Genomic DNA, 22,150 nt, shown 5'->3' with positions numbered 1-22,150 from the left:
TTGCATGCGCCCCCGCGGCGCGATGCAGCGGTCAAGAATCGTTCCGACCCCACCCTGACGAAGTGCTTTCTTGGTGTGCTAGCGCACAGACTCGAACCCACGGCGCGCGCAGGGTAGGGCAGTTGCTGCACGCAAAGGAGATATCAGTGAGCGAAGAAGCGATCATCTACCCGGTACCCGACGCCGTCATGAAGGAGGCGTACGTATCCGGCATGCCCGCCTACCAGAAACTGGTGGCCGAGGCCGACGCCGACAACAGCGCCTACTGGGCGCGCCTGGCCCGCGAGTTCGTGAGCTGGCGGACGCCCTTCACGAAGTCGCTCGACGAAAGTGGCGCGCCCTTCTTCAAGTGGTTCGAGGACGGCACCTTGAATGCGTCCTACAACTGCCTCGATCGCCATGTGGAGCGGGGCCGGGGTGACAAGGCGGCCATCCTCTTCGAGGCCGACGATGGCCGTGTCAGCCGCGTCACTTACAGCGAACTGCTGGCGCAGACCTGCCGCCTGGCCAATGCGCTGAAGGCGCGCGGCGTGAAGAAGGGTGATCGCGTCGTCATCTACATGTCGATGAGTGTCGAGGGCATCGTGGCGATGCAGGCCTGTGCGCGAATCGGCGCCACGCATTCGGTCGTGTTCGGCGGCTTCTCGGCGCAGAGCCTTCGCGACCGCATTGCAGGGGCGGGCGCGGTGATGGTGATCACGGCCGACGAACAACTCCGCGGCGGCAAGCAACTGCCGCTCAAGGCCATCGTCGAGGAAGCCATGGCGCTGGGTGGCTGCGAGTCGGTCAAGGACGTGATCGTCTACCGGCGCACGGGCGGCCAGATTGCCTGGGATGCGTCGCGCGACCGCTGGATGCACGAGGAGACGCAGGCGCAATCCGATACTTGCGAGCCCGAATGGGTGGGTGCCGAGCATCCGCTGTTTCTGCTCTACACCTCCGGATCGACGGGCAAGCCGAAAGGCGTGCAGCACTCGACGGGCGGCTACCTGGTGCAGGCGGCGGTAAGTACGACCTGGACCTTCGACCTGAAGGACGAGGACGTCTTCTGGTGCACGGCCGACATCGGCTGGGTCACCGGCCACACCTACATCAGCTATGGCCCGCTGGCAATCGGCGCCACGCAGGTGGTGTTCGAGGGCGTGCCCACGTACCCTGATGCAGGACGCTTCTGGAAGATGATCCAGGACCACAAGGTCAGCGTGTTCTACACCGCGCCCACTGCCATCCGCTCGCTCATCAAGGCGGCCGAATCCAACGAAGCGGTGCATCCGCGCAGCTACGACCTGGGCAGCCTGCGCATCCTGGGTTCGGTCGGCGAGCCGATCAATCCGGCCGCGTGGGAGTGGTATCACCAGCACGTGGGCGGTGGCCGGTGCCCGATCGTCGACACCTTCTGGCAGACCGAGACCGGCGGCCACATGATCACGCCCCTGCCCGGCGCGACGCCGCTGGTGCCAGGTTCCTGCACGCTGCCTTTCCCGGGCATCGCGGCTGCCGTCGTCGACGAGATGGGCAACGACGTCCCCAACGGACAAGGCGGACTGCTGGTGGTGAAGAAGCCATGGCCCGGCATGATCCGTAACATCTGGGGCGATCCCGAGCGCTTCAAGGCCAGCTACTTCCCTGAGGAGCTCAAGGGCTACTACCTGGCGGGCGACGGATCGATCCGCGACGCCGGGACCGGCTACTTCACCATCACCGGCCGCATCGACGACGTGCTCAACGTCTCGGGCCACCGCATGGGAACGATGGAGATCGAGTCGGCACTCGTGTCCTGCACGGCGCTGGTGGCCGAGGCCGCCGTCGTCGGGCGCCCGGACGAGACGACCGGCGAGACGATCTGCGCCTTCGTCGTGCTGAAGGGTGTGCGGCCGACCGGCGACGAAGCCAGGAAGGTCGCGACGGAATTGCGCAACTGGGTCGCAAAGGAGATCGGGCCCATTGCCAAGCCCAAGGACATCCGTTTCGGCGACAACCTGCCCAAGACCCGCAGCGGCAAGATCATGCGCCGCCTGCTGCGCTCGATCGCCAAGGACGAGGCCATCACGCAGGACATTTCCACGCTGGAGAACCCGGCCGTCCTCGAGCAACTCATGGAAAGGAACTGACCATGGAAAACGATCTGACATCGAGGATCCTGCGCGACCCGAACTACCAGGCGCTCAAGTCGAAGCGTTCGCGCTTTGGCTGGTGGCTGGCCGCGGCGATGATGGTTGTCTACTACGGCTTCATCCTGCTGGTTGCCTTCGACAAGCCCTTTCTCGCAACTCGGATGGGCAGCGGCGTCATGACCATCGGCATGCCGATCGGCCTGGGCGTCATCGTCTTCACCATCGTCATCACGGGCATCTACGTGCACCGGGCCAATGGCGAATACGACAGGCTGACCGAAGAGATCGCCAGGGCGGTCCTGAAATGAGCCGCTCACGCCTTGCGAAAACGCTGGGCCTGGTGGCCCTGATGGCGGCAGCCGGTGCCGCACAGGCCGCCGGCGCCGATCTCGGGCAGCTCGAGAAGCAGCCCACCAACTGGACAGCCATCGGCATGTTCGCCGCCTTCGTCGTCGGCACGCTTTTCATCACCAAGTGGGCCGCGGCCAAGACCAAGAGCGCCGCAGACTTCTACACCGCGGGCGGCGGCATCACCGGCTTCCAGAACGGCATGGCGATCGCCGGCGACTACATGTCGGCCGCCTCCTTCCTCGGCATCTCGGCAGCGGTGATGGTCGGCGGCTTCGACGGGCTGATCTACTCGATCGGCTTCCTGGTGGGCTGGCCGGTGGTGACCTTCCTGCTCGCCGAACGGCTGCGCAACCTGGGCAAGTTCACCTTTGCCGACGTTGCGGCCTTCCGCTTCGAGCAGACGCCGGTGCGCGTGTTCGCCGCGTCCGGCACGCTGGTGGTCGTGGCCTTCTACCTGATCGCGCAGATGGTCGGCGCGGGTCAGCTCATCAAGCTGCTTTTCGGGCTGGAGTACTGGATCGCAGTCGTCATCGTCGGCGCGCTGATGATGGTGTACGTCCTCTTCGGCGGCATGACGGCGACCACCTGGGTGCAGATCATCAAGGCCTGCCTGCTGCTGGCGGGTGCGACCTTCATGGCCTTCATGGTGCTGTGGAACTTCGGCTTCAGCCCCGAGGCGATGTTCGCGAAGGCGGTCGAAGTCAAGACCGCCATCGCGACCGCCGCAGGCAAGCCGCCTGCTGCCGCTGCCGCGGAAGGCTTCTCGATCATGGGTCCTGGGAGCTTCATCAAGGACCCGATCTCGGCGATCAGCTTCGGCATGGCGCTGATGTTCGGCACCGCGGGGCTGCCCCACATCCTGATGCGCTTCTTCACCGTGCCCAACGCCAAGGAAGCGCGCAAGTCGGTGCTGTGGGCGACCACCTGGATCGGCTACTTCTACGTGCTGACCTTCATCATCGGCTTCGGCGCCATCACCTTCGTGCTGACCGATCCGCAGTTCCTCGATGCGAAGGGCGGGCTGCTCGGCGGCGGGAACATGGCGGCGGTACACCTGGCGAAAGCGGTCGGTGGCAACGTGTTCCTCGGCTTCATCTCGGCGGTGGCCTTCGCGACCATCCTGGCCGTGGTGGCGGGGCTGACCTTGTCCGGTGCCTCGGCGGTGTCGCACGACATCTATGCGACGGTGCTCAAGAAGGGGAAGGCCGACAGCGTGGCCGAGCTCAAGGTGTCGCGCATCACCACGGTGGCGCTGGGCATCGTCGCGGTCGTGCTGGGGATCGTGTTCGAGAAGCAGAACATCGCCTTCATGGTGAGCCTGGCCTTCGCGATTGCGGCCTCCGCCAACTTTCCCGTGTTGCTGATGTCGGTGCTGTGGAAAGACTGCACCACCCGCGGTGCGGTCATCGGCGGCTTTCTCGGGCTCGCCTCGTCGGTGGTGCTGACAGTGGTGTCGCCGGCCGTGTGGGAGGCGACGCTCGGCAATCCACCGGGCTCCGCGCTGTTCCCCTACCAGTCGCCGGCGCTGTTCTCCATGACCATCGGTTTCGTCGGGATCTGGCTGTTCTCCATTCTCGACAGGAGCCCGCGCGCGGCCAAAGACCGGGCGGGCTTCCTGGCGCAGCAGGTGCGTTCGGAGACGGGTATCGGCGCGGAGGGCGCGTCCGGGCACTGAGGCCCTTCATTCCTCGCGGTCATGCCCAATGCCTTCGACTTCTCGGCCTCGCCGTTCGACTGTCTGGACGAGGCCGAGCGGAAGATAGTCCGGGACAGCGTCGACATCGCCTACTTCCGGGAAGGCGAAGCGATCCTGGAGCCGGGTGCGGAGCCGGCGCACCTGTTCATCATCATCAAGGGGCACGTCTCGCAGTTCGACGGCGGCGAGGCGGTGGCGGGCTTCGGACCCAACGACTGCTTCGACGGCCGCTCGCTGATGGCGGGCTTCGCCAGCAGCCGCTTCGTCGCTGCCGAGGAAGTGGTGGCCTACCTGCTGGCCAAGGCGGCAGTGCATGCCCTCATCGCGCGCAATGCGACCTTTGGCGCCTTGCTGTTCTCGGACCTGTCCAACAAGCTGGGCGCGCTGGCGCAACGCCACGAGCAGCGCGAGATGCATGCGCTCACGATGTCGCGGGTCGAAGAGGCCTTCCTGCGGCCGGCGCACGTGGTCGAGGGCGCCGCCGACATCGTGAGCGTCGCCCGCCTGATGCAGGCCGAGCACGCCAGCAGCGTGCTGGTGCGCGACGGTGAACGGCTCGGCATCTTCACCAACACCGGCCTGCAGCGCGCGGTCGTCGATGGCCAGCCGCTGGCGATGCGGCCGGTGCGCGATCTCGCGACCTTCTCGCTGGTGAGCATCGCGCCGGACGCGCCGCTGTTCGACGCTCTGGCATTGATGATCCGGCATCAGGTCCACCGGCTGGTTGTGGCGGACGGGCCACGCGTCGTCGGCCTGCTCGAACAGCTCGACCTGTTGAGCTTCCTGTCGAACCATTCCTACCTGATCACGGTGCGGATCGTGCGGGCGCAGAGCCTCGATGCGCTGAGGTCCGAAGCCGGAAAGATCACCGGCTTCATCGCGCTGCTGTACCGCAGCGGGACGCGCGTCGGCCAGATCGGCAAGCTGGTGCAGGCGCTGAACGCCAAGCTGTTCGAGCGCACCTGGCAACTGGTCGCGCCGCCCGAGTTGCTGGCCGACAGCTGCCTGTTCGTGATGGGCAGCGAAGGACGCGGCGAGCAGTTGCTCAAGACGGATCAGGACAACGGGCTCGTCCTGCGGGACGGCACGACGGTCGGCGATGTCGTCGTGGCGTCGACCTGCCAGCGCTTCTCCGACGCGCTGCGCGACTTCGGCTACCCCGACTGCCCCGGCGGGATCATGGTCAGCAACCCGGACTGGCGGCACCGCGCGAGCGACTTCCGCGACCGGGTTCGCCGATGGCTCCTGCTCCCCGACCCCGAAGGGCTGATCGCCCTGGCCACGTTCATCGACGCCCATGCTGTCGCCGGCGATGCCTCGCTGCTGGGCGAGGTGCGCGCCGAAGTCGACCGACTCGTGACGGCCGACGATGCGCTGCTCGGACGCTTTGCCGCGCCCATCGATCTGTTCCCCGATGCCCCGAGCGGATGGTGGAACCGGCTCCTGCTCTTCGGCGAGCACGAACGGCAGGCGATCGACCTGAAAAGAGGGGGCATCTTCCCGATCGTCCACGGCGTCCGCAGCCTGGCCTTGCGCGACCACGTGCGCGCCACCAGCACCACCGCGCGGCTCGATGCGCTGGTGGCCAGCGGCCGGCTGCCGATCGAATTGGCGAACGACCTGGCCGACAGCCTTCACTACTTGATGGGGCTCAAGCTGAAGGCCGGCCTGGCTGAACTGGAGGGCGGGCGTGCGGTCAGCGGCAATGTCCAGGTCGAGCGGCTGAGCAGTCTGGAGCGCGACCTGTTGAAGGATGCGCTCGCGGTGGTCAAGCGATTCAAGGCGCTGGTGCGATTCCAGTTCCACCTGGAGCGCGGATGAGGGCTCGCTGGCTGGGCGCGCTGCGGCGCAGGTGGATGCTCCATCACCTGGCCGATCCGCACTTTGCCTTCATGTACGACGCGCCGCCCGACGACGAGTGGGTAACGATCGACTGCGAGACCACGGGCCTGGACGTGCGCCAGGATCGCATCATCTCGATCGCAGCCGTGCGCATCGTGGGCAACCGGCTACTGACCAGCGAGCGGCTCGAACTGCTGGTGCGGCCCGAGCGCGCGATGTCGGCCGAGAACGTGCGAGTCCATCGGCTGCGGGAGCAGGATGTCGCCCACGGCATCGATGCAGCGCAGGCGATGCGCCTGCTGATGGAGTTCATCGGCAGCCGTCCCTTGGTGGGCTACTACCTGGAGTTCGACGTCGCGATGCTCAACCGCGAGATCCGGCCCATGCTCGGCCTGCGGCTGCCGCAGCCGAAGATCGAGGTATCGGCGATGTACTACGACTACAGGAACCGCCAACTCCCCGCCCACTTGCGCGGCGGCACCATCGACCTGCGCTTCGCGACGATGATGAACGACCTCGGGTTGCCGCTTCGCGCCGCGCACGACGCGCTGGACGATGCCGTCATGGCGGGCCTGGCCTTCGTGAAATTGCGAAGCCTGGTCTAGGCCCTGGGGACGGCGTCCCGGTCGCCTATACGTTGCTTTTGCCCGCCGGCTCGCGCAGGTCGTAGTCGCGCAGCATCACCGGCTCGACCGAGCCACCAGCCACGCGCCTGCGCACGGCTGCCTCGATCTCGTGCGCATGGAGCTGGTAAGTCTCCAGCGGCTGGTCGTCCGTGGCGGTCGGGCGATAGCAGTAGTGCAGTGTCTCCTTGCCGATGCTCGCTCCGACGAGCTGGCCATCGATGGGCACCCAGAAGTGGACGGCGCCGGAGGCGTCATGAAAGAAGGGGGGATTCGACATTGGGGGTCCTGGGATGGGTTTCGCGGTCGTCGATCCAGAGCGAGGCCTTGACTTCGATGGCATGGATGGCATCGCGGCCCTCGGCGAACTGCCTGCACGAGATGATGTGGCACTGGCATGCCTCCTGGAAGTACAGCATCGCGCCGGCCGCCACGGTGCCGTCGAACGAAACGTTGGTGAGGTGGCTGCGTATCTCCCAGCCGTGGTAGGAGATGCGCCTGGAATCGCGGTCGTAGTCCATGGTGTCTTGCTCGAAAAGCCGGAGCCGATGTTTTCCGTTCTACACCGGGCATCGCCCCAAGTCGGTTCGGCAGCGCACACATCGGCTCAAGGCAACCCGGTATGTGCGCCAGCGTACAGACGTGCCGTCAACGAGAAGCCTAAAAGTAGTGCCCGATCGACACGGACCAAGGCCCGCCATGCAAGACCTCGCAAAACCCTTCGTCAAGCTTTCCACAGCGAACGCCGAACTCATCACGCGATTCGCGCAGTCCCAGGACATGACCGACCTGGTCAACACGAGCGCGCAGAAGTACCTGGAGTTGGCACAGAAGGCCTTTGGTGGCGCGCCCGCGTCCGGTGCCCAGGCCGATCTGGTCCGCAGTCTCGCGGAAAACTATGCGACCTTTGCGCGAGAACATGCCGAGAGCCTCATGGGCCTGGCGGCCGCAGCACAGGCGCAGATGACGCAGCAGGTGGCGGATGCATCCAAGATGATGAACCCGGCAGGGCCCAAGTAAGGCCCATCCAACCGTCTAGATGGCAATCCTGTCCGGAAGCAGCCGGTCGTATTCCTTCTTGACCACCGCATAGCACTCGCAGGAGCGCCCCTCCAGCCCTTGACGGTCCAGCACGGAGATGCGACCTCGCGAATAGCTGATCAGTCCTGCCCTCTGCAGCTTGAGGGCGCCTTCGGTGACGCCTTCGCGGCGTACGCCGAGCATGTTGGCGATCAGTTCCTGCGTCATCACGAGTTCATTGCCCTGCAACCGGTCGAGGCTCAGCAGCAGCCAGCGGCACAGCTGCTGGTCCAGCGAGTGATGCCGGTTGCAGACCGCTGTCTGCGCCATCTGCGTGATCAGGGCCTGGGTGTAGCGCAGCAGCAGGTGAAGGACAGGGGCCCGGTTGAACTCGTCCTTGATCGCCTGTGCCTTCAGCCGGAAGCCCTGGCCGGCGCTCTGCACGACCGCGCGGCTGGGCGTCGACTCGCCGCCCATGAACAGCGAGATCCCGACGATGCCTTCGTTGCCGACCACGGCAATCTCCGCGGACGAACCGTTCTCCATGACGTACAGCAGGGAGACGATGGCGGTGGTCGGAAAATAGACGTGGCTCAGCGTGGTGCCCGACTCATACAGCACTTGGCCCAGCGGCATCTCGACCGCTTCCAGCTGGGGCAGCCAGCGCTGCCATTCGCCATCGGGGAGGGCGCTCAGCAGGCGATTCGTTCTCGGTTCGGGCTGAGGGGCCATCGCTACCTCCGATGTGTGGGCTTCGAGGATGACCTGGGGCGTGCACGTGCGCGCCCGCCTTCTTTGCAGTATAGGCACTTGGCGTGCGATCTGTCCGCTACCGCACAGACGTTCCTGCGGCCCCGGCCCGACCGTGCGTCGGCGCACAGACGCGAGCCGTCGATCGTCCGATGCTTGGAGTGACGGTCATCCGGCGCTGGTAGAGGTTGCTTCGGCGCCCTCCTGTCATGGGAGGTTCCTCGATGCCGGTGACTGTCCCTTCCAACAGCCGTGCCGCACGCACATCGACGTCCTCAGCAACAACCCGCCATGCTGCGACGCCATTGCCCAAGATAGGCGCCGCCCGGCGTGGTTCGTTGCAGGTCGGCGAACAGCTGGCCTCGGCGGTCGCCGCTCGTTGCCCACAGTGTCCGGTAGCTCCGCAGATCGTCCTCGCCCAGCGCCGGCGGCGCGGTGGGCTGGCTTTCGCCGACCGTGCGGGGTGCGGCACCCAGCGCGATCGTGCTGCCCAGCCCGGCGTAGAGGCAGCGTTCGCCGAAGGCCTTTCGCAGGGCGCCGAAAGTCGGTTCGCCCGTGCAATGGCCTGGGGCGACGTAGGCGACCTTGTACGTATCGCGCAGCGTCGTGATGATGGCCTCGATGTCCGGGTCCTTCGCGACGACGAGATGCAGGCCGCCGACGACGCACTGGACCTTCGGCTGGATCGCCGCAGCGGCCTTGACGATGTTGTCGATGCCCGTGTGCGAACAGCCGACCACGACCACCATGCCGTCGGGTGTCTCCAGCGCCAGCGAGAGTTCGCGCAGTTCGAGCGTGCCGGGCTTGTCGGACACCAGAGAGATCAGATGGATGTCCGGCGCGATCATCGTGGGCTTGTCTACCAGCACGATGTTGGCCTGCGGCCATGCGCTGCCGAAGCGCATCACCTCGGGCGGCCTCCCTTCGAAGTAGCGCTGCTCGGGCGGCAGGGCGTCGTCCTTTCGGTAGAACGCGCTCGGCAGGTCGGAGCCGTAGACACCGAAGCCTTCCTTCGGCGCGTAGATCCTGACCTTCGGGTTGACGCCGAACAGATAGCTCATGCCGCCCATGTGGTCGCCATGCCGATGCGACATCACGACGAAGTCGAGCTTCGTGAGATCGGCTTTCATGGCTACCACGTTCTTCGCCAGGACGTCGGCGTTGTTGCCGGTATCGAAAAGGATCCGCTTGCCGCCGACTTCGACCAATGCGGCGTAGCCCCAGTCCCTCTGCAACGCCGGATTGCGGCCGAATGCGTCGTAGAGCACCGTGACCTGCGCCTGCGCAGGGTTGGGGCTTCCGGTAGCGCCGGGTGAGGTCGGGCTGGCGCAACCTGCAATCAGGAGTTGGGGCGCAGACAGGGCAGCGGTGATCAGGTTTCGGCGCTTCACGATGGCCTCCCTTTCACGCCGGCGTGCTCGACAGGCTTCCAGGCAGGCGGCGCGGCTCACCATTTGGCGCTTCGATGCGGCTCGAATCAAGAGGTGGAATTGCTTCTATTCGGGCACCTTCCCGACCACCTTGGCCGCCCGCAGGAAATCGAAGTCGACACCCTTGTCCGCCTGCATGACAGTCTCCAGGAACAGCTTTCGATACCCCCGCTCGGCGGTCGGCGTGATGACAGGTGCTGCTTCTGCGCGTCGCGCCAGTTCCTCGTCCGGCACCAGCAACGCGATCTCCCGATCCCGCACGCTCAGCCGGATTCGATCGCCATTGCGCACGTGGGCGAGCGGCCCGCCCACGGCCGACTCCGGCGTCACGTGCAGCACGATGGTCCCGAACGCGGTTCCGCTCATGCGCCCGTCCGAGATGCGCACGATGTCCTTCACCCCCGCGCGTGCCAGCTTGCGCGGAATGGGGATGTAGCCCGCCTCCGGCATGCCGGGCGCGCCCTTGGGACCGATGTTCTTCAGCACCAGCATGTCCTCCGCGATGACATCCAGGTCGTCGCTGTCGATGCGATTCGCCAGGTCCTCGACGTTCTCGAACACGACCGCGCGGCCTTCATGCTCCATGAGTCGAGGGTCCGCCGCGGACTGCTTGATGATGGCGCCACCCGGCGCCAGGTTGCCGCGCAGCACCGCGATGCCGCCCTGCGGATAGATGGGGTTCGCAATGGGCCGGACGACGTCCTGCGCAAAGCCGGCGCCGCTACGTTCGATCTCCTCGCCGAGGGTGCGGCCGGTCACCGTCATCGCGTCGAGGCGCAACAGCGGCTTGAGTTCGCGCAGGAGCGTCGCCATGCCGCCCGCATGATGGAAGTCCTCCATGTAGTGCTGGCCGGACGGCTTGAGGTCGAGCAGCACCGGTGTGTCGCGGCCCATGCGGTCGAGTGCGGCGAGGTCGATCTCCAGGCCCATCCGCCCCGCAATGGCCGTCAGGTGCACGATGCCGTTGGTCGATCCGCCGATCGCGAGGAGCACGCGCATGGCGTTCTCGAAGGCGGCGGGTGTCAGCACCTTGTCGATGGTCAGGCCGTCGCGCGCCATCTGCACGGCCTGCGTTCCGGTCTGTTCGGCGATGCGAATGCGGTCGGCCGTGACGGCCGGCGGCGATGCGCCGCCCGGCATCGTCATGCCCAGCGCCTCGGCGATACAGGCCATGGTGCTGGCCGTGCCCATCACCGAACAGGTGCCGACGCTGGCGACGAGCTGGTTGTTCACCTCGGCGACTTCGTCCTCGTCGATCTCGCTGGCGCGAAACCGGCCCCAGTAGCGGCGGCAGTCGGTGCAGGCACCGACCCGCTCGCTGCGGTGGCTGCCGGTCAGCATCGATCCGGTGATGAGCTGGATCGAGGGGATGCCCGCCGACGCCGCACCCATCAGCTGCGCGGGCACGGTCTTGTCGCAGCCGCCGATGAGCACCACGGCGTCCATCGGCTGGCCGCGCACCATTTCCTCGGTGTCCATCGACATGAGGTTGCGCAGGTACATGCTGGTCGGCGCGGCGAAGCTCTCGTGGATGGAGATGGTCGGGAACTCCATGGGCAAGCCGCCGGCCAGCATCACGCCGCGCTTGACGGCCTCGATGAGCTGGGGCGCGTTTCCGTGGCAGGGGTTGTAGGCGCTGCCTGTGTTGGCGATGCCCACCACGGGCCGGTCGAGTGCGCTGTCGGTGTAGCCCGCGCCCTTGATGAAGGCCTTGCGCAGGAAGAGGGAGAAACCCTGGTCGCCGTAGCTGGTCAGGCCCGTCTTGAGGCCGGTTGGCTTGTCCATCGCTCAGCTGCGCGTGACTTCGATGCTGTACAGGCCCCAGGGGCACAGCGCGAAGCGCTCCTTGAGCGGCTTGTCCTTGAAGGCGGCAAGCGTGTCGGCCTCGTAGATCGCCCACTGCGGACCCAGGCCGCCCAGCGCCAGCGGCGTGCCGTCGATCTCGGTGGCCACGATCATCCGGTACGCGCGCGCGTTCGCCATGCTCAGCGGCACGACGTAGCCGTCAACTGCGCGGAGGGCGATCGTCACTTCGCTGGTCGGGGGGATGCCCGCCGCCTCCAGCACGCTGGTCAACAGCGGGCCGGCGAGTGCGTGCATCCTGGCGTCGTACTCCAGGGTGGCCTTGATGCCGGTGGCGGGGAGGCGCAGCAAAGCGTCGGAGTCGAACACGTAGGCCTTGTCGAACTTGACACCGTGCTTGACCAGCAACTGGTCGAGCGCCGGATCGACCGGGCCCCGGTTCGACTTGCCGATGGCCCCGCTGACCGTAAGGAGGCCCGGGCCCTTGCGGGCCGGGTCCGCAGCCAGTGCGTCGACTGCGGGCCACAGTCCGGCGATCGTTGCCGTGCCCAGGAAGCGTCGTTTGTTCATCCAGCCATTGTCTACTTCGCGTTGAGCCTTGCGGCGGTGTCGCCCGTTCCGATCCAGCGGCTGATCTTGGTGCTGCCGTCTTTCCAGCTGAAGACCTGGACCCATTCGGATTCATGGACCTTGCCATCCGGCAGCGCCCGGCCCTTGATGCGGCCCAGGACCGTCACATGGTTAGGGCCCTCGAGGAACTCGCGGGGCTCGAACTCGAGGATCTCGTCGGCCTTGCCCAGCGTGCCGAAGAATTCGGCGACCTGCTGCTTGCCCTTGCAGGTACCGCCATAGGGTGTGCCGGTTGCGGGGCTGCCGAAGAAGCGCCATTCGACGTCATCCGCCAACAGTTCGAGCAGCGCCGGAATATCGCGCTTGCCGAATGCTGCATAGCCTTGCCTTGCGATCTCGGTCGGGGTTCCCATGGCGCGTCTCCTGTGGATTGAGGGGCGAACAGTTTGCGCGCGGATCGCAGCCCGCGTGGGCGTTTCCGGGGTGCGCAAATGTAAGTTTTCGCGAATGCGGCGACGCCTTGTAGTGAACGTCCGACGCGGAAAACTCATCAATGTCTTCTTGGGAAATCCGCAGTTGTTTTCCATACTCCAGTCGCAAGGCAAAGGAGCAACGGCATGAAGCAGACACTGACCCCGGCCGCCGAACTGGCGAAAAAGGCGAAGAGGCCATTCCCAGGCGCGTCGGCCGAGTACGCTGCTGCGCGGCAGGCGCTGCTGGCGGAAGAGATCGAGTTTCGGCGCCATATGACGCGCATGGTCGAGCAGCGCCAGGCGCTGCCGCCCGGTCCCGTGATCGAGAAGGACTACCGCTTCAAGGACGAGCAGGGTTTCGACACGGGGCTGGTCGATCTCTTCGGGGACAAGGACACGCTGGTCACCTACTTCTGGATGTACGGCCCGCAACGTGAGCGGCCGTGTCCGATGTGCACCAACCTGCTCGGCGCGCTGAACGGCAACGCGGCCGACATCAAGCAGCGCGTGGCGCTCAAGGTGCTGGGGCGCTCGCCGGTCGGGCGGCAGTACGCCTTCGCGCAGGAACGCGGCTGGCGCGATCTAAATTTTGTGCAGACCGTCGGCGACGACTACGCGAAGGACATCGGCGTGCTGCAGCCGGACGGAAGCGAATACCCGGCGCTGATCGTGTTCAAGCGCGATGGCGACAAGGTCCGCCTGTTCTGGGCGGGCGAGATGACGGGCGAGATGGCCGACCCCGGCCAGGATCCGCGCGGCGCGCCGGACATCGCCCCGCTCTGGTTGATCCTCGACCTGACGCCGGGCGGGCGCGGCACGGACTGGTATCCGAAGCTCCAGTACTGACCGCACGGCGGGCTTGCCCGCTCAATCGGGCCGGCCACCCCCGGCGCTCAGTTCCGCCCAGTCGAGTTCCTGCACGAGCACGCGGTAGGCGTCGTCGCCGATCACGTCGTCGCGGCGCAGCTCGAACGCGCGCTGGCGCGCCACGGTGATCGCATGCCGGCGAAGCGGTCCGCCCGGCACTTCGTCGACCCGCCCCTCGGGCGTATGGCCGGTGTTCAGTTCGACCACGGCGCCGTACTCCTTGCGCAGCAGTTTCGCCGGCAGCGTGTCGTCGTCCTTGATCGCATCGAGAAGCGCGCCGTACGCGTGCGTGCGGCCCAGGCGGATCTCCCGGCCGACCGGGTCGTCATCGGTCAGGCCCATGGCGCGGATCAGCGGCGCCATCGTCAGCCCCTGCAGCACCAGCGTGCCGAGCACCACCGCAAAGGCGCAGAGCAGGATCAGGTCGCGGAACGGGAAGGGCGTACCGTCGGACAGCGTCTCGGGAATGGCGAAGGCCGCGGCGAGCGTGACGATGCCGCGCATTCCGGCCCAGGACAGCACGATGCCGCTGCCGAGCGTCGGCTTCGAGTGCGCTTCGTCGCCGGCTCTTGCCAACCGGCGACGCTTCATCGCCTGATAGATCATCACCCACAGGAAGCGCGCAAGGATGGTCACGGCCAGGACGACCGCCGCCGTGGTCAGCGCATGGGCCTGTCCGCCGCTGGCTTCGAGCCGCGTCCAGATCGGCCGCAGCTGCATGCCGATCAGCACGAACGCAAAGGCGTTCAGCACGAAGACGACGGTCTCCCACACGGCGAAGATCGGAACGCGCATCCGCGCCGGCATCTGCGTGCCGCGCCGGGCGACCGTCATCGCATAGGCGACGAGGGTGAGGATGCCCGAGAGCCCGATCGCCTCGGCAGCGATCCACACGCCGAAGGTGAGGGCGAACATCACGATCAGCGAGATCGGCACATCGCCGATGCGGGTGGCCAGCGGGCCCAGCACATGGGCGCAGGCAATGCCGGCCGCCACGCTGCCGAACACGGTCAGCAGGAACACCGGCGCGAAGCTGCCGAAGCCGAGGTGCCCGGCCATCATGCTCATGATGGCGAGCCGGTAGACCAGCAAGGCGCTCGCATCATTCAGGAGGCTTTCGCCTTCGAGGATCTTCAGCAGCTTGTGCGGCAGCTTTACCTGGCGCATCACCGCGGTCGCGGCCGCGGCATCGGGCGGGGCGACGATGGCGCCGAGCGCGATCGCGACCGGCCATGGCATCCCGGGCACCAGCCAGCGGGCGGTGAAGGCGACCGCCAGCACCGTGGTGCCGACCGCCGCGATGACGAGGCCGGCGACCGGCCTCCAGTTGGCCCGCAGGTCGCGCAGGGAGGTGTCGTAGGCGGCATCGACCAGCACCGGTGCGACGAAGAGCGTCAGGGCGAGATGCGGGTCGAGCGTCCAGTTCGGGCTGTCGGGCACGAAGGCGAGCAGCGTGCCGCCGAGCGCGAGGAAGGTCGGATAGGGCGCGCCGACCCTGCGCGCCAGCGCCGCCAGCAGTGCTGCGCCGAGCAGCAGCACGATGATCCATTCGAACGTGGCCATGTCGGGGTGTCCTTCTCCGCAAGGACGACATTGTGGGCGCGCGAAAGGCGACCTTGAACAGCTGCAGGCCTCGACTCGCAGGTGAATAGAGTTGCGGAAGCTGGCTTGTCAATAGAATCCACCCGTCCGCTTCCACGGGGGTTCCCAGTGAGTAGTCTGTTCGATTCGATGGATCTGAACTTGCTGCGTGTCTACGAGGCCTTGATGAGCGAAGGCAACGTAACGCGGGCGGCAATCAAGCTGAACCGCACGCAGCCGGCCATCAGCAATTCGCTGGCGCGACTGCGCGAAATGCTGGGTGATCCGCTGTTCGACACGACTGCCACCGGCGTACGGCCGACCGTACGCGGGCGCGAACTCTGGGCGCAGCTCGAACCTCACTGCCGAGGCATCGAGGAAGCGCTCTCGCCAGACGGCTTCGATGCGTTCCGGTACGAGGGGCGCTTCCTCGTCTCGACGACCGACTACGCACTGGTGCGCCTCATGCCGCGCCTCCTGCCGGTTCTGCAGACGCAAGCCCCAGGCATGAGCATCGACGTCATACCGTTTACCCGCACCGAACTGGAGTGGCTGTTTGAACGGGGCGGTCTCGACATGGCCGTGGGAACGCGCCCCGGCGATTCGGCAGACGTCGTGCGCGGCCTCAGGTTGCATGCACTCTGGCCTGTCGAATACTGCTGCCTGATGCGCCGGGACCATCCGCTGGCCACAGGGGTACTCACGCTGGAACGCTTTCTTCAGGCCCGCCACATGGATGTCCTGCTGCCCGGCATGCCCGGGCCGATTTACGACACCCTGCTGGCAGCCCATGGCGTACGTCGCCGCGTCGCGCTCACCGTCAACGACCACTTGCCGATCCCTGCCATCGTTGCCGAATCGGACCTTGTCGCCATCTTGCAGGCGCCAGTTGCGGATCTCGGCCATTACGCGTCCAGGGTTTGCGAGCGCGAGCTTCCGATTCCGCTCGCGGGTCGTCAGATCAATCTGATCTGGCACAGCCGCCAGGAGCGCAGTTCCGCCCATCGGTGGCTCAGGAACTGCATCGTCGACTTGTTTGAAGACACGAGCATGCCTGCCTGATGAATAGGTGTCTGTGCTCGCCGCGGGCTTTGCCGTGAACCATCCTGTTGATTCCCTGGACTTGAATTTGCTCCGTGTCTACGAGGCCTTGATAAGCGAAGGCAACGTGACGCGCGCGGCGATCAAGCTGAACCGCACCCAGCCTGCCATCAGCAATTCGCTGGCGCGGCTGCGGGAAATGCTGGGTGATCCGCTGTTCGAGAAGACTGCGACAGGCATCCGGCCGACGGTGCGCGGACGCGAATTGTGGGAGCGGCTGGAACCCCACTATCGAGGTCTCGCGCAAGCCCTTTCGCCGACAAGCTTCGACGCGACCCACTACGACGGGCGCATCCTGATCGCCATGTCCGACTACACGGTGGCGTTCGTCATGCCGCGCCTGTCACACGAGTTGCAGACGCTGGCTCCGGGCCTGACGATCGAGGTCGTACCCTATTCGGACTTCGACCTGGCAGCGCAATTCGAACGCGGCGGGATGGACATGGCTGTCGGGATGCACTCCGACGACGAAGCCATGACATTGACCGGGTTGAAAATGCGCGCGCTCTGGCCCGTTCGCCACCGCTGCCTGATGCGTCGGCAGCATCCGCTTGCGCGCGGAAAACTCACGCTGGAGCGCTATCTCCAGGCCCGCCACCTGGAGGTGATGCTGCCCGGCATGCCGAATGTGCTGCGTGCGGGGCGCCTGGCAGAGCTCGGCGCGGGTCGCCGCATCATGCTCACCATCAACGGCTTTGCTCCGGTTCTGCCCATCCTGGCTGGGTCGGATCTTGTCGCCGTGGTGCCTGCGCCGGTTCTGGATCTCGGGGACTATGCGCCCAGGCTTTGCGAGCGCGACCTTCCGATCGCGCTACCCGAGCGCCAACTCCGCGTGATCTGGCACGCTCGCAGCGAGGGGCATCGCGCGCATCAGTGGCTCAAGGACCTCATCGTGGAATCGTTCTCGGGAATGAATGCACCCGCCTAGCGCGACACACGCCCGTCAGGGTTGTGACGACCTACGCGATCGCGACGGATCATTGAAGTCAGTGATGGCCCGATTCCGCGAATCCATTGGACGGTATCGGGTCCGGGCTCGATAGTGCGGCCATGAACTCTCTTCACCCTTGGCTCTATCGCAGGACCTCACGTGCCCCGTTTGCAGCCTGTCTGCTTGCGGTCGTCTTGTTCGGCGGAACCGCCGGGTGAATGCCATGCAGCAAGCAAACGCCACCAGCGAGTTGAATCTTTACCTGCTGAAGTGCCTGGTCGCTCTCGTCGATCACTCGCAGGTCTCTCGTGCCGCGGCGGCGTTGTCCATGAGTCAGCCTGCGATGAGCCGGGCGATGGGCCAGTTGCGGGCGATCACGGCAGATCCGGTCCTGGTCAAGGGTGCCAGCGGACTCATTCCCAGTGCCAAGGCGATCCAGTTGCGCGAGTGCGCCGGCAGGATTCTCCGGGAGTTGGACCAGTTGGTGGCCCATGCGGTCGCCTTCGATCCGAAGCGCTCGCGCCAGGTCTTTCGCGTGGTGGCCTCGGACTACCTGGAACGCGTCTTCATCGACCGCCTGGTGCAGCGCTTCTGCGACGAGGAGATGAGCATCGAGCTGTCCTTGCGCCATCCGATCCATCCCACGGAGTTGAACATGGAGCTGGAGTCCGGCGCGGTGGATTTCAGCGTCGGCCTGCTGCCGCCATGCCTTCACGAACTGCGCTACCGGCCGCTCTTCCGCGACCGCATCGTCTGCGCGGCGCGTGCCGGGCACTGGGCCGTGGGCCGGCGCCTTTCGCCCGGGGAATTCGCCGCGCTCGAACACATGGTGATCGTGCCCAACACGGTCACTGCCTTTGGCGAAAGCGTCGATCGGGCGCTGGAGGCCCAACGCGTGCAGCGCAACCGCTGCTACTTGACGCCGAACTACCTGACCGCGCCCCATGTCCTGGGAGATTCGGACATGGTGGCGTTGCTGCCGCTGTCCCTGATGACGCGCTTCCGCGACCGCTTCGGCCTGGCCGAGATCGCGATGCCGGTCGACGTCCCGGATTTCGATGTCTGTCTTTGCTGGCACGACCGCACCCATCGCCATGCCGGCCACATGTGGTTTCGCGATCAGGTCATGAAGTTCGTCGAGGCAGCGCCCCGCGTCCGTGCGTCGGCTGACGCCAACTCCGTGAAGATCCTCCGGTCCGGCGAGACCGCTCGGGATGGCCGTCGCGTGGCATAGAAGCCAGCGAAAAAAGGCCCGCACGAGGCGGGCCTTAAGGGGGTCGGTCCTTGATGCCGCCCGGGAGAAACCAGGCCCCAACGCCCTGTGGGGCGCACGAAAGGCGACCTTGAACAGCAGCAGGCCTCGACTCGCAGGTGAATTGTTGCGGAAGCTGGCTTCAATAGATCCACCCGTCCGCTTTCACGGAGGTTCCCAGTGAGTAGTCTGTTCGATTCGATGGATCTGAACTTGCTGCGTGTCTACGAGGCCTTGATGAGCGAAGGCAACGTAACGCGCGCGGCGGTCAAGCTGAATCGCACGCAGTCTGCCATCAGCAATTCACTGGCGCGACTGCGCGAAACGCTCGGTGATCCGCTGTTCGAGACGACTGCCACCGGCATTCGGCCGACCACGCGCGGAAGCGAGCTGTGGCGGCGACTCGAACCCCATTGCCGAGGCATCGAGGAAGCGTTCTCCTCAGCCGGCTTCGATCCATCGCGATACCGTGGGCGCTTCCTGATCTCCATGTCCGACTATGAGTTGTTCTGGATGATGCCGCGCCTCGAGCGGAAACTGCAGACGATGGCACCGGGCGTGCGGATCGATGTCATGCCATACGCGGTCGTCGGTCTCGATGCGCTGTTCGAACGCGGCGGAGTTGACCTGGCCATCGGACTAGACCCCGACGGCTTGGCAGATGGCCTGAGCGGCTTCAGGACGCATCCACTGTGGCCGGTGGGTGTCAGGTGCGTGATCGGTCTGAAGAATCCACTGGCCAGCGGAAAGCTTACGCTGGAACGCTACCTCCAGGCCCGCCACGTCGAGGTGCTGGGATACGGCTTGACGCCTTCCTCGTACGGCTACGACGCCCTGCTGGCGGCGCACGGCGTGCATCGCAAGATCGCACTCACTATCAGCACCTTCATGCCGATCGCGGCCATCGTGGCTGAATCGGGTCTTGTCGCCACGGTGCCCACGCCCATCGCGGATTTCGGCGTCCATGCGTCCAGGGTCTGCGAGCGCGACCCTCCGATTCCCCTGCCTGCGAGAAAAATGAACTTGATCTGGCACCGCCGCAGCGAGGCTGATTCCGCGCATCGATGGCTCAGAAACCTCATCGTTGAAGCGTTTGCAGGAGAGAATGCAACCGCCTGATGTGACTCGATGATCGTCCGCGCTTGGGGGTGGTGTCGCCGTGAACAGTCAATTCGCTTCCCTGGACCTGAATTTGCTGCGTGTCTACGAAGCGCTGATGAGCGAAGGCAGCGTGACGCGAGCGGCAGTCAAGCTGAGTCGCACGCAGCCTGCCATCAGCAATTCGTTGGCGCGATTGCGCGAAACGCTGGGTGACCCGGTCTTCGAAAAGACTGCCACTGGCATCCGGCCCACAGCCCGGGGGCGCGAATCGTGGGCACAACTCGAACCTCATTGGCGAGGGCTCGAAGAAGCCCTTTCGTCACGCGGCTTCGATCCATCCCTGTACGGCGGGCGCTTCCGGGTCGCCATGGCCGACTATATTTTGTACTGGATGATGCCGCGCCTCGCATCGAAGCTGGAGACGGTCGCTCCGGGCGTGAGGATCGATGCAATCCCAAGCAGGGTCGTCGGTATGGAGGCCCAGTTCGAACGCGGCGGACTCGACATGTATGTCGGACCGCACTCCCCTACCACCGGAGACATCGTGTTGAGGCTTCATGCGCTCTGGCACTTCAATTTCCGCTGCCTGATGCGACGGGGACATCCATTGGCCAGCGGAAAGCTCACGCTGAAACGCTACCTCCAGGCCCGTCACATGGATGTGCTGACGCAGGGCTCCGCTTCGCCGCTCTACGAGACCGTGCTGGAGGCGCGCGGTGTGCGTCGCCAGATCGCGCTCACTATCAACTCCTGGCTACCGATCGCGGCTGTCGTTGCCGAATCAGACCTTGTCGCCACAGTGCCCATTCCAATCGTGGATCTCGGCAGCTATGCATCTCGGGTCTGCGAGCGCGACCTGCCGATTCCCATACCCACGAAGCAAGTCAACTTGATCTGGCACCGTCGCAATGACGCCGACCCCGCCCATCAATGGCTAAGGAATCTCATCATCGAGATGTTCGCGGAAGAAAAATCGCCTGGGTGACACGCCCGATCGGCAGACAAGCGCCGACCTCGCGAATGACCCTCAAGCCAGCGGCTGGACTTGCGCCCGGTAGCTCAAGGACCTCATCGTCGAATCGTTCTCGGGAAGGAATGCCCCGCCATCGATATCAGTGATGACCTGATTCCGGGAATCCATTGGACGGTATCGAGCCCGCGGTCGATAGTGGAGCCATGACCACTCCAGCAAGCTCCTAGATGTTTGGCACTACCCCCCATGCCCCGTTTGCCCGCTGTCTGTTTGCAGCCGTCTTGATCTACGTCGAGGACTGGTTCGGGCGCATTGGAACTGCGAGATGAGGTGAACGCCATGCAGCAAGTCAACGCCACGAGCGAATTGAATCTCTACCTGTTGAAGTGCCTGGTCGCTCTCGTCGATCATTCGCAGGTCTCTCGCGCCGCGGCAGCTCTGTCCATCAGCCAGCCCGCGATGAGCCGGGCGATGAGCCAGCTGCGCGTGATCACGTCGGATCCCGTTCTGGTGAAGGGCTCCGGCGGACTGATTCCGAGCGCCAAGGCGATCCACATGCGCGAGTTCGCGGGGCGGATCCTGCGGGAGATGGATCAGCTGCTCGGCCATGCGGTCGCCTTCGATCCGAAGCGTACGCAGCACGTTTTCAGCATGGTGGCGTCGGACTACCTGGAATGCCTTTTCGTCGATCGTCTGGTGCAGCGTTTCGGCGCCGACTATCCGGGCATCGGGATGTCCCTGAGGCACCCGATCAGTCCGGCGCAGGTCAGCCAGGTGCTCGAGGCTGGCGAAGTCGACTTCTACATCGGACCTCTGCCGACATCGCTGCACGAACTGCGGTATCGGCCGCTCTTCCGCGATCGCATCGTCTGCGTCGCGCACGTCGGGCACTGGGCAATCGGCCGGAAGCTGTCGGTGGAAGAGTTCGCCGATCTCGAACACGTGGCGATCGTGCCAAATTCGACGAACTGCTTCGGCGAAGCCGTGGATGTTGCGCTGGAGGCGCGCGGATTGCGGCGCAATAGGCGCTTCGTGACGCCAAACTACCTCACCGCACCGCATCTCGTGGGGCAATCGAACATGGTGGCGCTGATGCCGCGGTCGCTCGCCATGCGCTACCGAGATCGCTACGCGCCCGACGAAATTGCGATGCCCTTCGACGCCTTCGAGTTCGAGGTCTGCCTCTTCTGGCACGACCGCACCCATCGCCACGCCGCCCACATGTGGTTCCGCGATCAGGTCATGAAGTTCGTCGAGGCAGCGCCCCCGGTCCCGGTCCCGGCGATGGCCGACGCCTGCTCCGTGAAGATCCTCCGGTCGGGCGGCGACACCGTTCGGGATGAGCGTCGCGTGGCATAGAAGGAGCCTGCGAAAAAAAGGCCCGCACGAGGCGGGCCTTAAGGGGGTCGGTCCTTGATGCCGCCCGGGAGAAACCAGGCCCGACATTAGTAGGAGCCTTCCTACAACGCAAGTCGACCGAAAGTACGCGCGTTACAAGGCGGGGCTTTGGCTGCCGCGCCCCAACGCGCATCCTAGGAGGCCCATCGACTTGATGGGAGATGCTATGGATGCCTCTCTCCCGAAGGGGATCAGAAGACTGGAGTTGAGGTGGCGCCGAAGGCGGCAACAGCCGTTCAATCTCAGCAAGAGTGGGGGACCCTCTGCTGGATAC

General features: G+C 65.5%; 21 protein-coding genes. 13 read left to right on the top strand and 8 right to left on the bottom strand.

The annotated features are described in order from the left end of the window. Window positions 1-146: 146 nt before the first annotated feature. The 5 genes from acs to ACSFBL_RS32455 are packed head-to-tail and all read left to right on the top strand — an operon-like array spanning window position 147 to window position 6,608. On the top strand, window positions 147-2,111 hold the full coding sequence (acs, locus tag ACSFBL_RS32475; RefSeq protein ID WP_435519937.1) for an acetate--CoA ligase: 1,965 nt from the start codon (window positions 147-149) through the stop codon (window positions 2,109-2,111). Between the two features lie 2 nt (window positions 2,112-2,113). Further along, window positions 2,114-2,422 carry a DUF485 domain-containing protein gene (locus tag ACSFBL_RS32470; protein ID WP_435519936.1) on the top strand — a complete coding sequence of 103 codons (309 nt, stop codon included), beginning with the start codon at window positions 2,114-2,116 and terminating at the stop codon, window positions 2,420-2,422. A gap of 41 nt (window positions 2,423-2,463) precedes the next feature. Next, on the top strand, window positions 2,464-4,140 hold the full coding sequence (locus ACSFBL_RS32465) for a cation acetate symporter (RefSeq protein ID WP_435519976.1): 1,677 nt from the start codon (window positions 2,464-2,466) through the stop codon (window positions 4,138-4,140). A 21-nt stretch (window positions 4,141-4,161) separates the two neighbouring features. Then, a complete protein-coding gene (locus ACSFBL_RS32460; protein WP_435519935.1) occupies window positions 4,162-5,982 on the top strand; it encodes a putative nucleotidyltransferase substrate binding domain-containing protein in 1,821 nt (606 codons plus the stop codon). Further along, complete coding sequence (locus ACSFBL_RS32455; protein ID WP_435519934.1) at window positions 5,979-6,608, top strand: 3'-5' exonuclease; 630 nt, start codon at window positions 5,979-5,981, stop codon at window positions 6,606-6,608. Before ACSFBL_RS32460 ends, ACSFBL_RS32455 begins: the two co-directional genes overlap by 4 nt. Window positions 6,609-6,633: 25 nt before the next feature. Here ACSFBL_RS32455 and ACSFBL_RS32450 read toward each other — a convergent pair whose 3' ends face one another. Both ACSFBL_RS32450 and ACSFBL_RS32445 read right to left on the bottom strand, forming a co-directional pair. Next, a complete protein-coding gene (locus ACSFBL_RS32450) occupies window positions 6,634-6,906 on the bottom strand; it encodes a DUF1488 family protein (RefSeq protein WP_435519933.1) in 273 nt (90 codons plus the stop codon). Beyond that, complete coding sequence (locus ACSFBL_RS32445; protein WP_435519932.1) at window positions 6,881-7,147, bottom strand: hypothetical protein; 267 nt, start codon at window positions 7,145-7,147, stop codon at window positions 6,881-6,883. The genes ACSFBL_RS32450 and ACSFBL_RS32445 overlap by 26 nt, the downstream gene beginning before the upstream one ends. 178 nt (window positions 7,148-7,325) lie before the next feature. Here ACSFBL_RS32445 and ACSFBL_RS32440 point away from each other — a divergent pair, with 178 nt between their 5' ends. Beyond that, window positions 7,326-7,646, top strand: coding sequence for a hypothetical protein (locus tag ACSFBL_RS32440; protein ID WP_435519931.1), 321 nt, complete (start codon window positions 7,326-7,328; stop codon window positions 7,644-7,646). Window positions 7,647-7,661: 15 nt separating this feature from the next. Here ACSFBL_RS32440 and ACSFBL_RS32435 read toward each other — a convergent pair whose 3' ends face one another. The 5 genes from ACSFBL_RS32435 to ACSFBL_RS32415 form a co-directional block, all read right to left on the bottom strand. Continuing rightward, window positions 7,662-8,378, bottom strand: a complete 717-nt coding sequence (locus ACSFBL_RS32435; protein WP_435519930.1) for a Crp/Fnr family transcriptional regulator — start codon at window positions 8,376-8,378, stop codon at window positions 7,662-7,664. A gap of 293 nt (window positions 8,379-8,671) precedes the next feature. Then, on the bottom strand, window positions 8,672-9,787 hold the full coding sequence (locus ACSFBL_RS32430) for an MBL fold metallo-hydrolase (RefSeq protein WP_435519929.1): 1,116 nt from the start codon (window positions 9,785-9,787) through the stop codon (window positions 8,672-8,674). Between the two features lie 105 nt (window positions 9,788-9,892). Beyond that, the gene (locus tag ACSFBL_RS32425) at window positions 9,893-11,611 is read right to left on the bottom strand and encodes an IlvD/Edd family dehydratase (RefSeq protein ID WP_435519928.1); all 1,719 of its coding nucleotides are present in this window, start codon (window positions 11,609-11,611) and stop codon (window positions 9,893-9,895) included. Between the two features lie 3 nt (window positions 11,612-11,614). Continuing rightward, window positions 11,615-12,199, bottom strand: a complete 585-nt coding sequence (locus tag ACSFBL_RS32420) for a putative pterin-binding protein (RefSeq protein ID WP_435519927.1) — start codon at window positions 12,197-12,199, stop codon at window positions 11,615-11,617. An 11-nt stretch (window positions 12,200-12,210) separates the two neighbouring features. Beyond that, on the bottom strand, window positions 12,211-12,612 hold the full coding sequence (locus tag ACSFBL_RS32415; protein WP_435519926.1) for a nuclear transport factor 2 family protein: 402 nt from the start codon (window positions 12,610-12,612) through the stop codon (window positions 12,211-12,213). A gap of 204 nt (window positions 12,613-12,816) precedes the next feature. Here ACSFBL_RS32415 and ACSFBL_RS32410 point away from each other — a divergent pair, with 204 nt between their 5' ends. Beyond that, a complete protein-coding gene (locus ACSFBL_RS32410) occupies window positions 12,817-13,518 on the top strand; it encodes a DUF899 family protein (RefSeq protein ID WP_435519925.1) in 702 nt (233 codons plus the stop codon). Window positions 13,519-13,539: 21 nt separating this feature from the next. Here the strand turns inward: ACSFBL_RS32410 and ACSFBL_RS32405 are convergent, their stop codons facing one another. Beyond that, window positions 13,540-15,102: a Na+/H+ antiporter gene (locus tag ACSFBL_RS32405; protein ID WP_435519924.1), complete on the bottom strand. Its 1,563-nt coding sequence runs from the start codon at window positions 15,100-15,102 to the stop codon at window positions 13,540-13,542. A 147-nt stretch (window positions 15,103-15,249) separates the two neighbouring features. On the opposite strand from ACSFBL_RS32405, the gene ACSFBL_RS32400 reads away from it, so the two are divergent. The 6 genes from ACSFBL_RS32400 to ACSFBL_RS32375 all read left to right on the top strand — a co-directional run bounded on the left by ACSFBL_RS32400 (window position 15,250) and on the right by ACSFBL_RS32375 (window position 21,837). Next, window positions 15,250-16,182, top strand: coding sequence for a LysR family transcriptional regulator (locus ACSFBL_RS32400; protein WP_435519923.1), 933 nt, complete (start codon window positions 15,250-15,252; stop codon window positions 16,180-16,182). 13 nt (window positions 16,183-16,195) lie between these two features. After that, on the top strand, window positions 16,196-17,149 hold the full coding sequence (locus ACSFBL_RS32395) for a LysR family transcriptional regulator (RefSeq protein WP_435519922.1): 954 nt from the start codon (window positions 16,196-16,198) through the stop codon (window positions 17,147-17,149). 226 nt (window positions 17,150-17,375) lie between these two features. Further along, on the top strand, window positions 17,376-18,386 hold the full coding sequence (locus tag ACSFBL_RS32390; protein WP_435519921.1) for a LysR family transcriptional regulator: 1,011 nt from the start codon (window positions 17,376-17,378) through the stop codon (window positions 18,384-18,386). 198 nt (window positions 18,387-18,584) lie between these two features. After that, window positions 18,585-19,523 carry a LysR family transcriptional regulator gene (locus ACSFBL_RS32385; protein ID WP_435519920.1) on the top strand — a complete coding sequence of 313 codons (939 nt, stop codon included), beginning with the start codon at window positions 18,585-18,587 and terminating at the stop codon, window positions 19,521-19,523. Window positions 19,524-19,596: 73 nt separating this feature from the next. Next, window positions 19,597-20,490 (top strand): LysR family transcriptional regulator, encoded by an 894-nt coding sequence (locus ACSFBL_RS32380; protein WP_435519919.1) that lies wholly within the window; start codon window positions 19,597-19,599, stop codon window positions 20,488-20,490. A 327-nt stretch (window positions 20,491-20,817) separates the two neighbouring features. Next, entirely contained in the window at window positions 20,818-21,837 is a 1,020-nt protein-coding gene (locus ACSFBL_RS32375; protein WP_435519918.1) for a LysR family transcriptional regulator, read from the top strand. Window positions 21,838-22,150: the final 313 nt, after the last annotated feature.

Source organism: Variovorax glacialis, from assembly GCF_051216375.1.
Lineage (GTDB): Bacteria > Pseudomonadota > Gammaproteobacteria > Burkholderiales > Burkholderiaceae_C > Variovorax.
The sequence above is the reverse complement of the archived record's forward strand: the minus strand, read 5'-3'. Positions and strand labels throughout refer to the sequence as shown.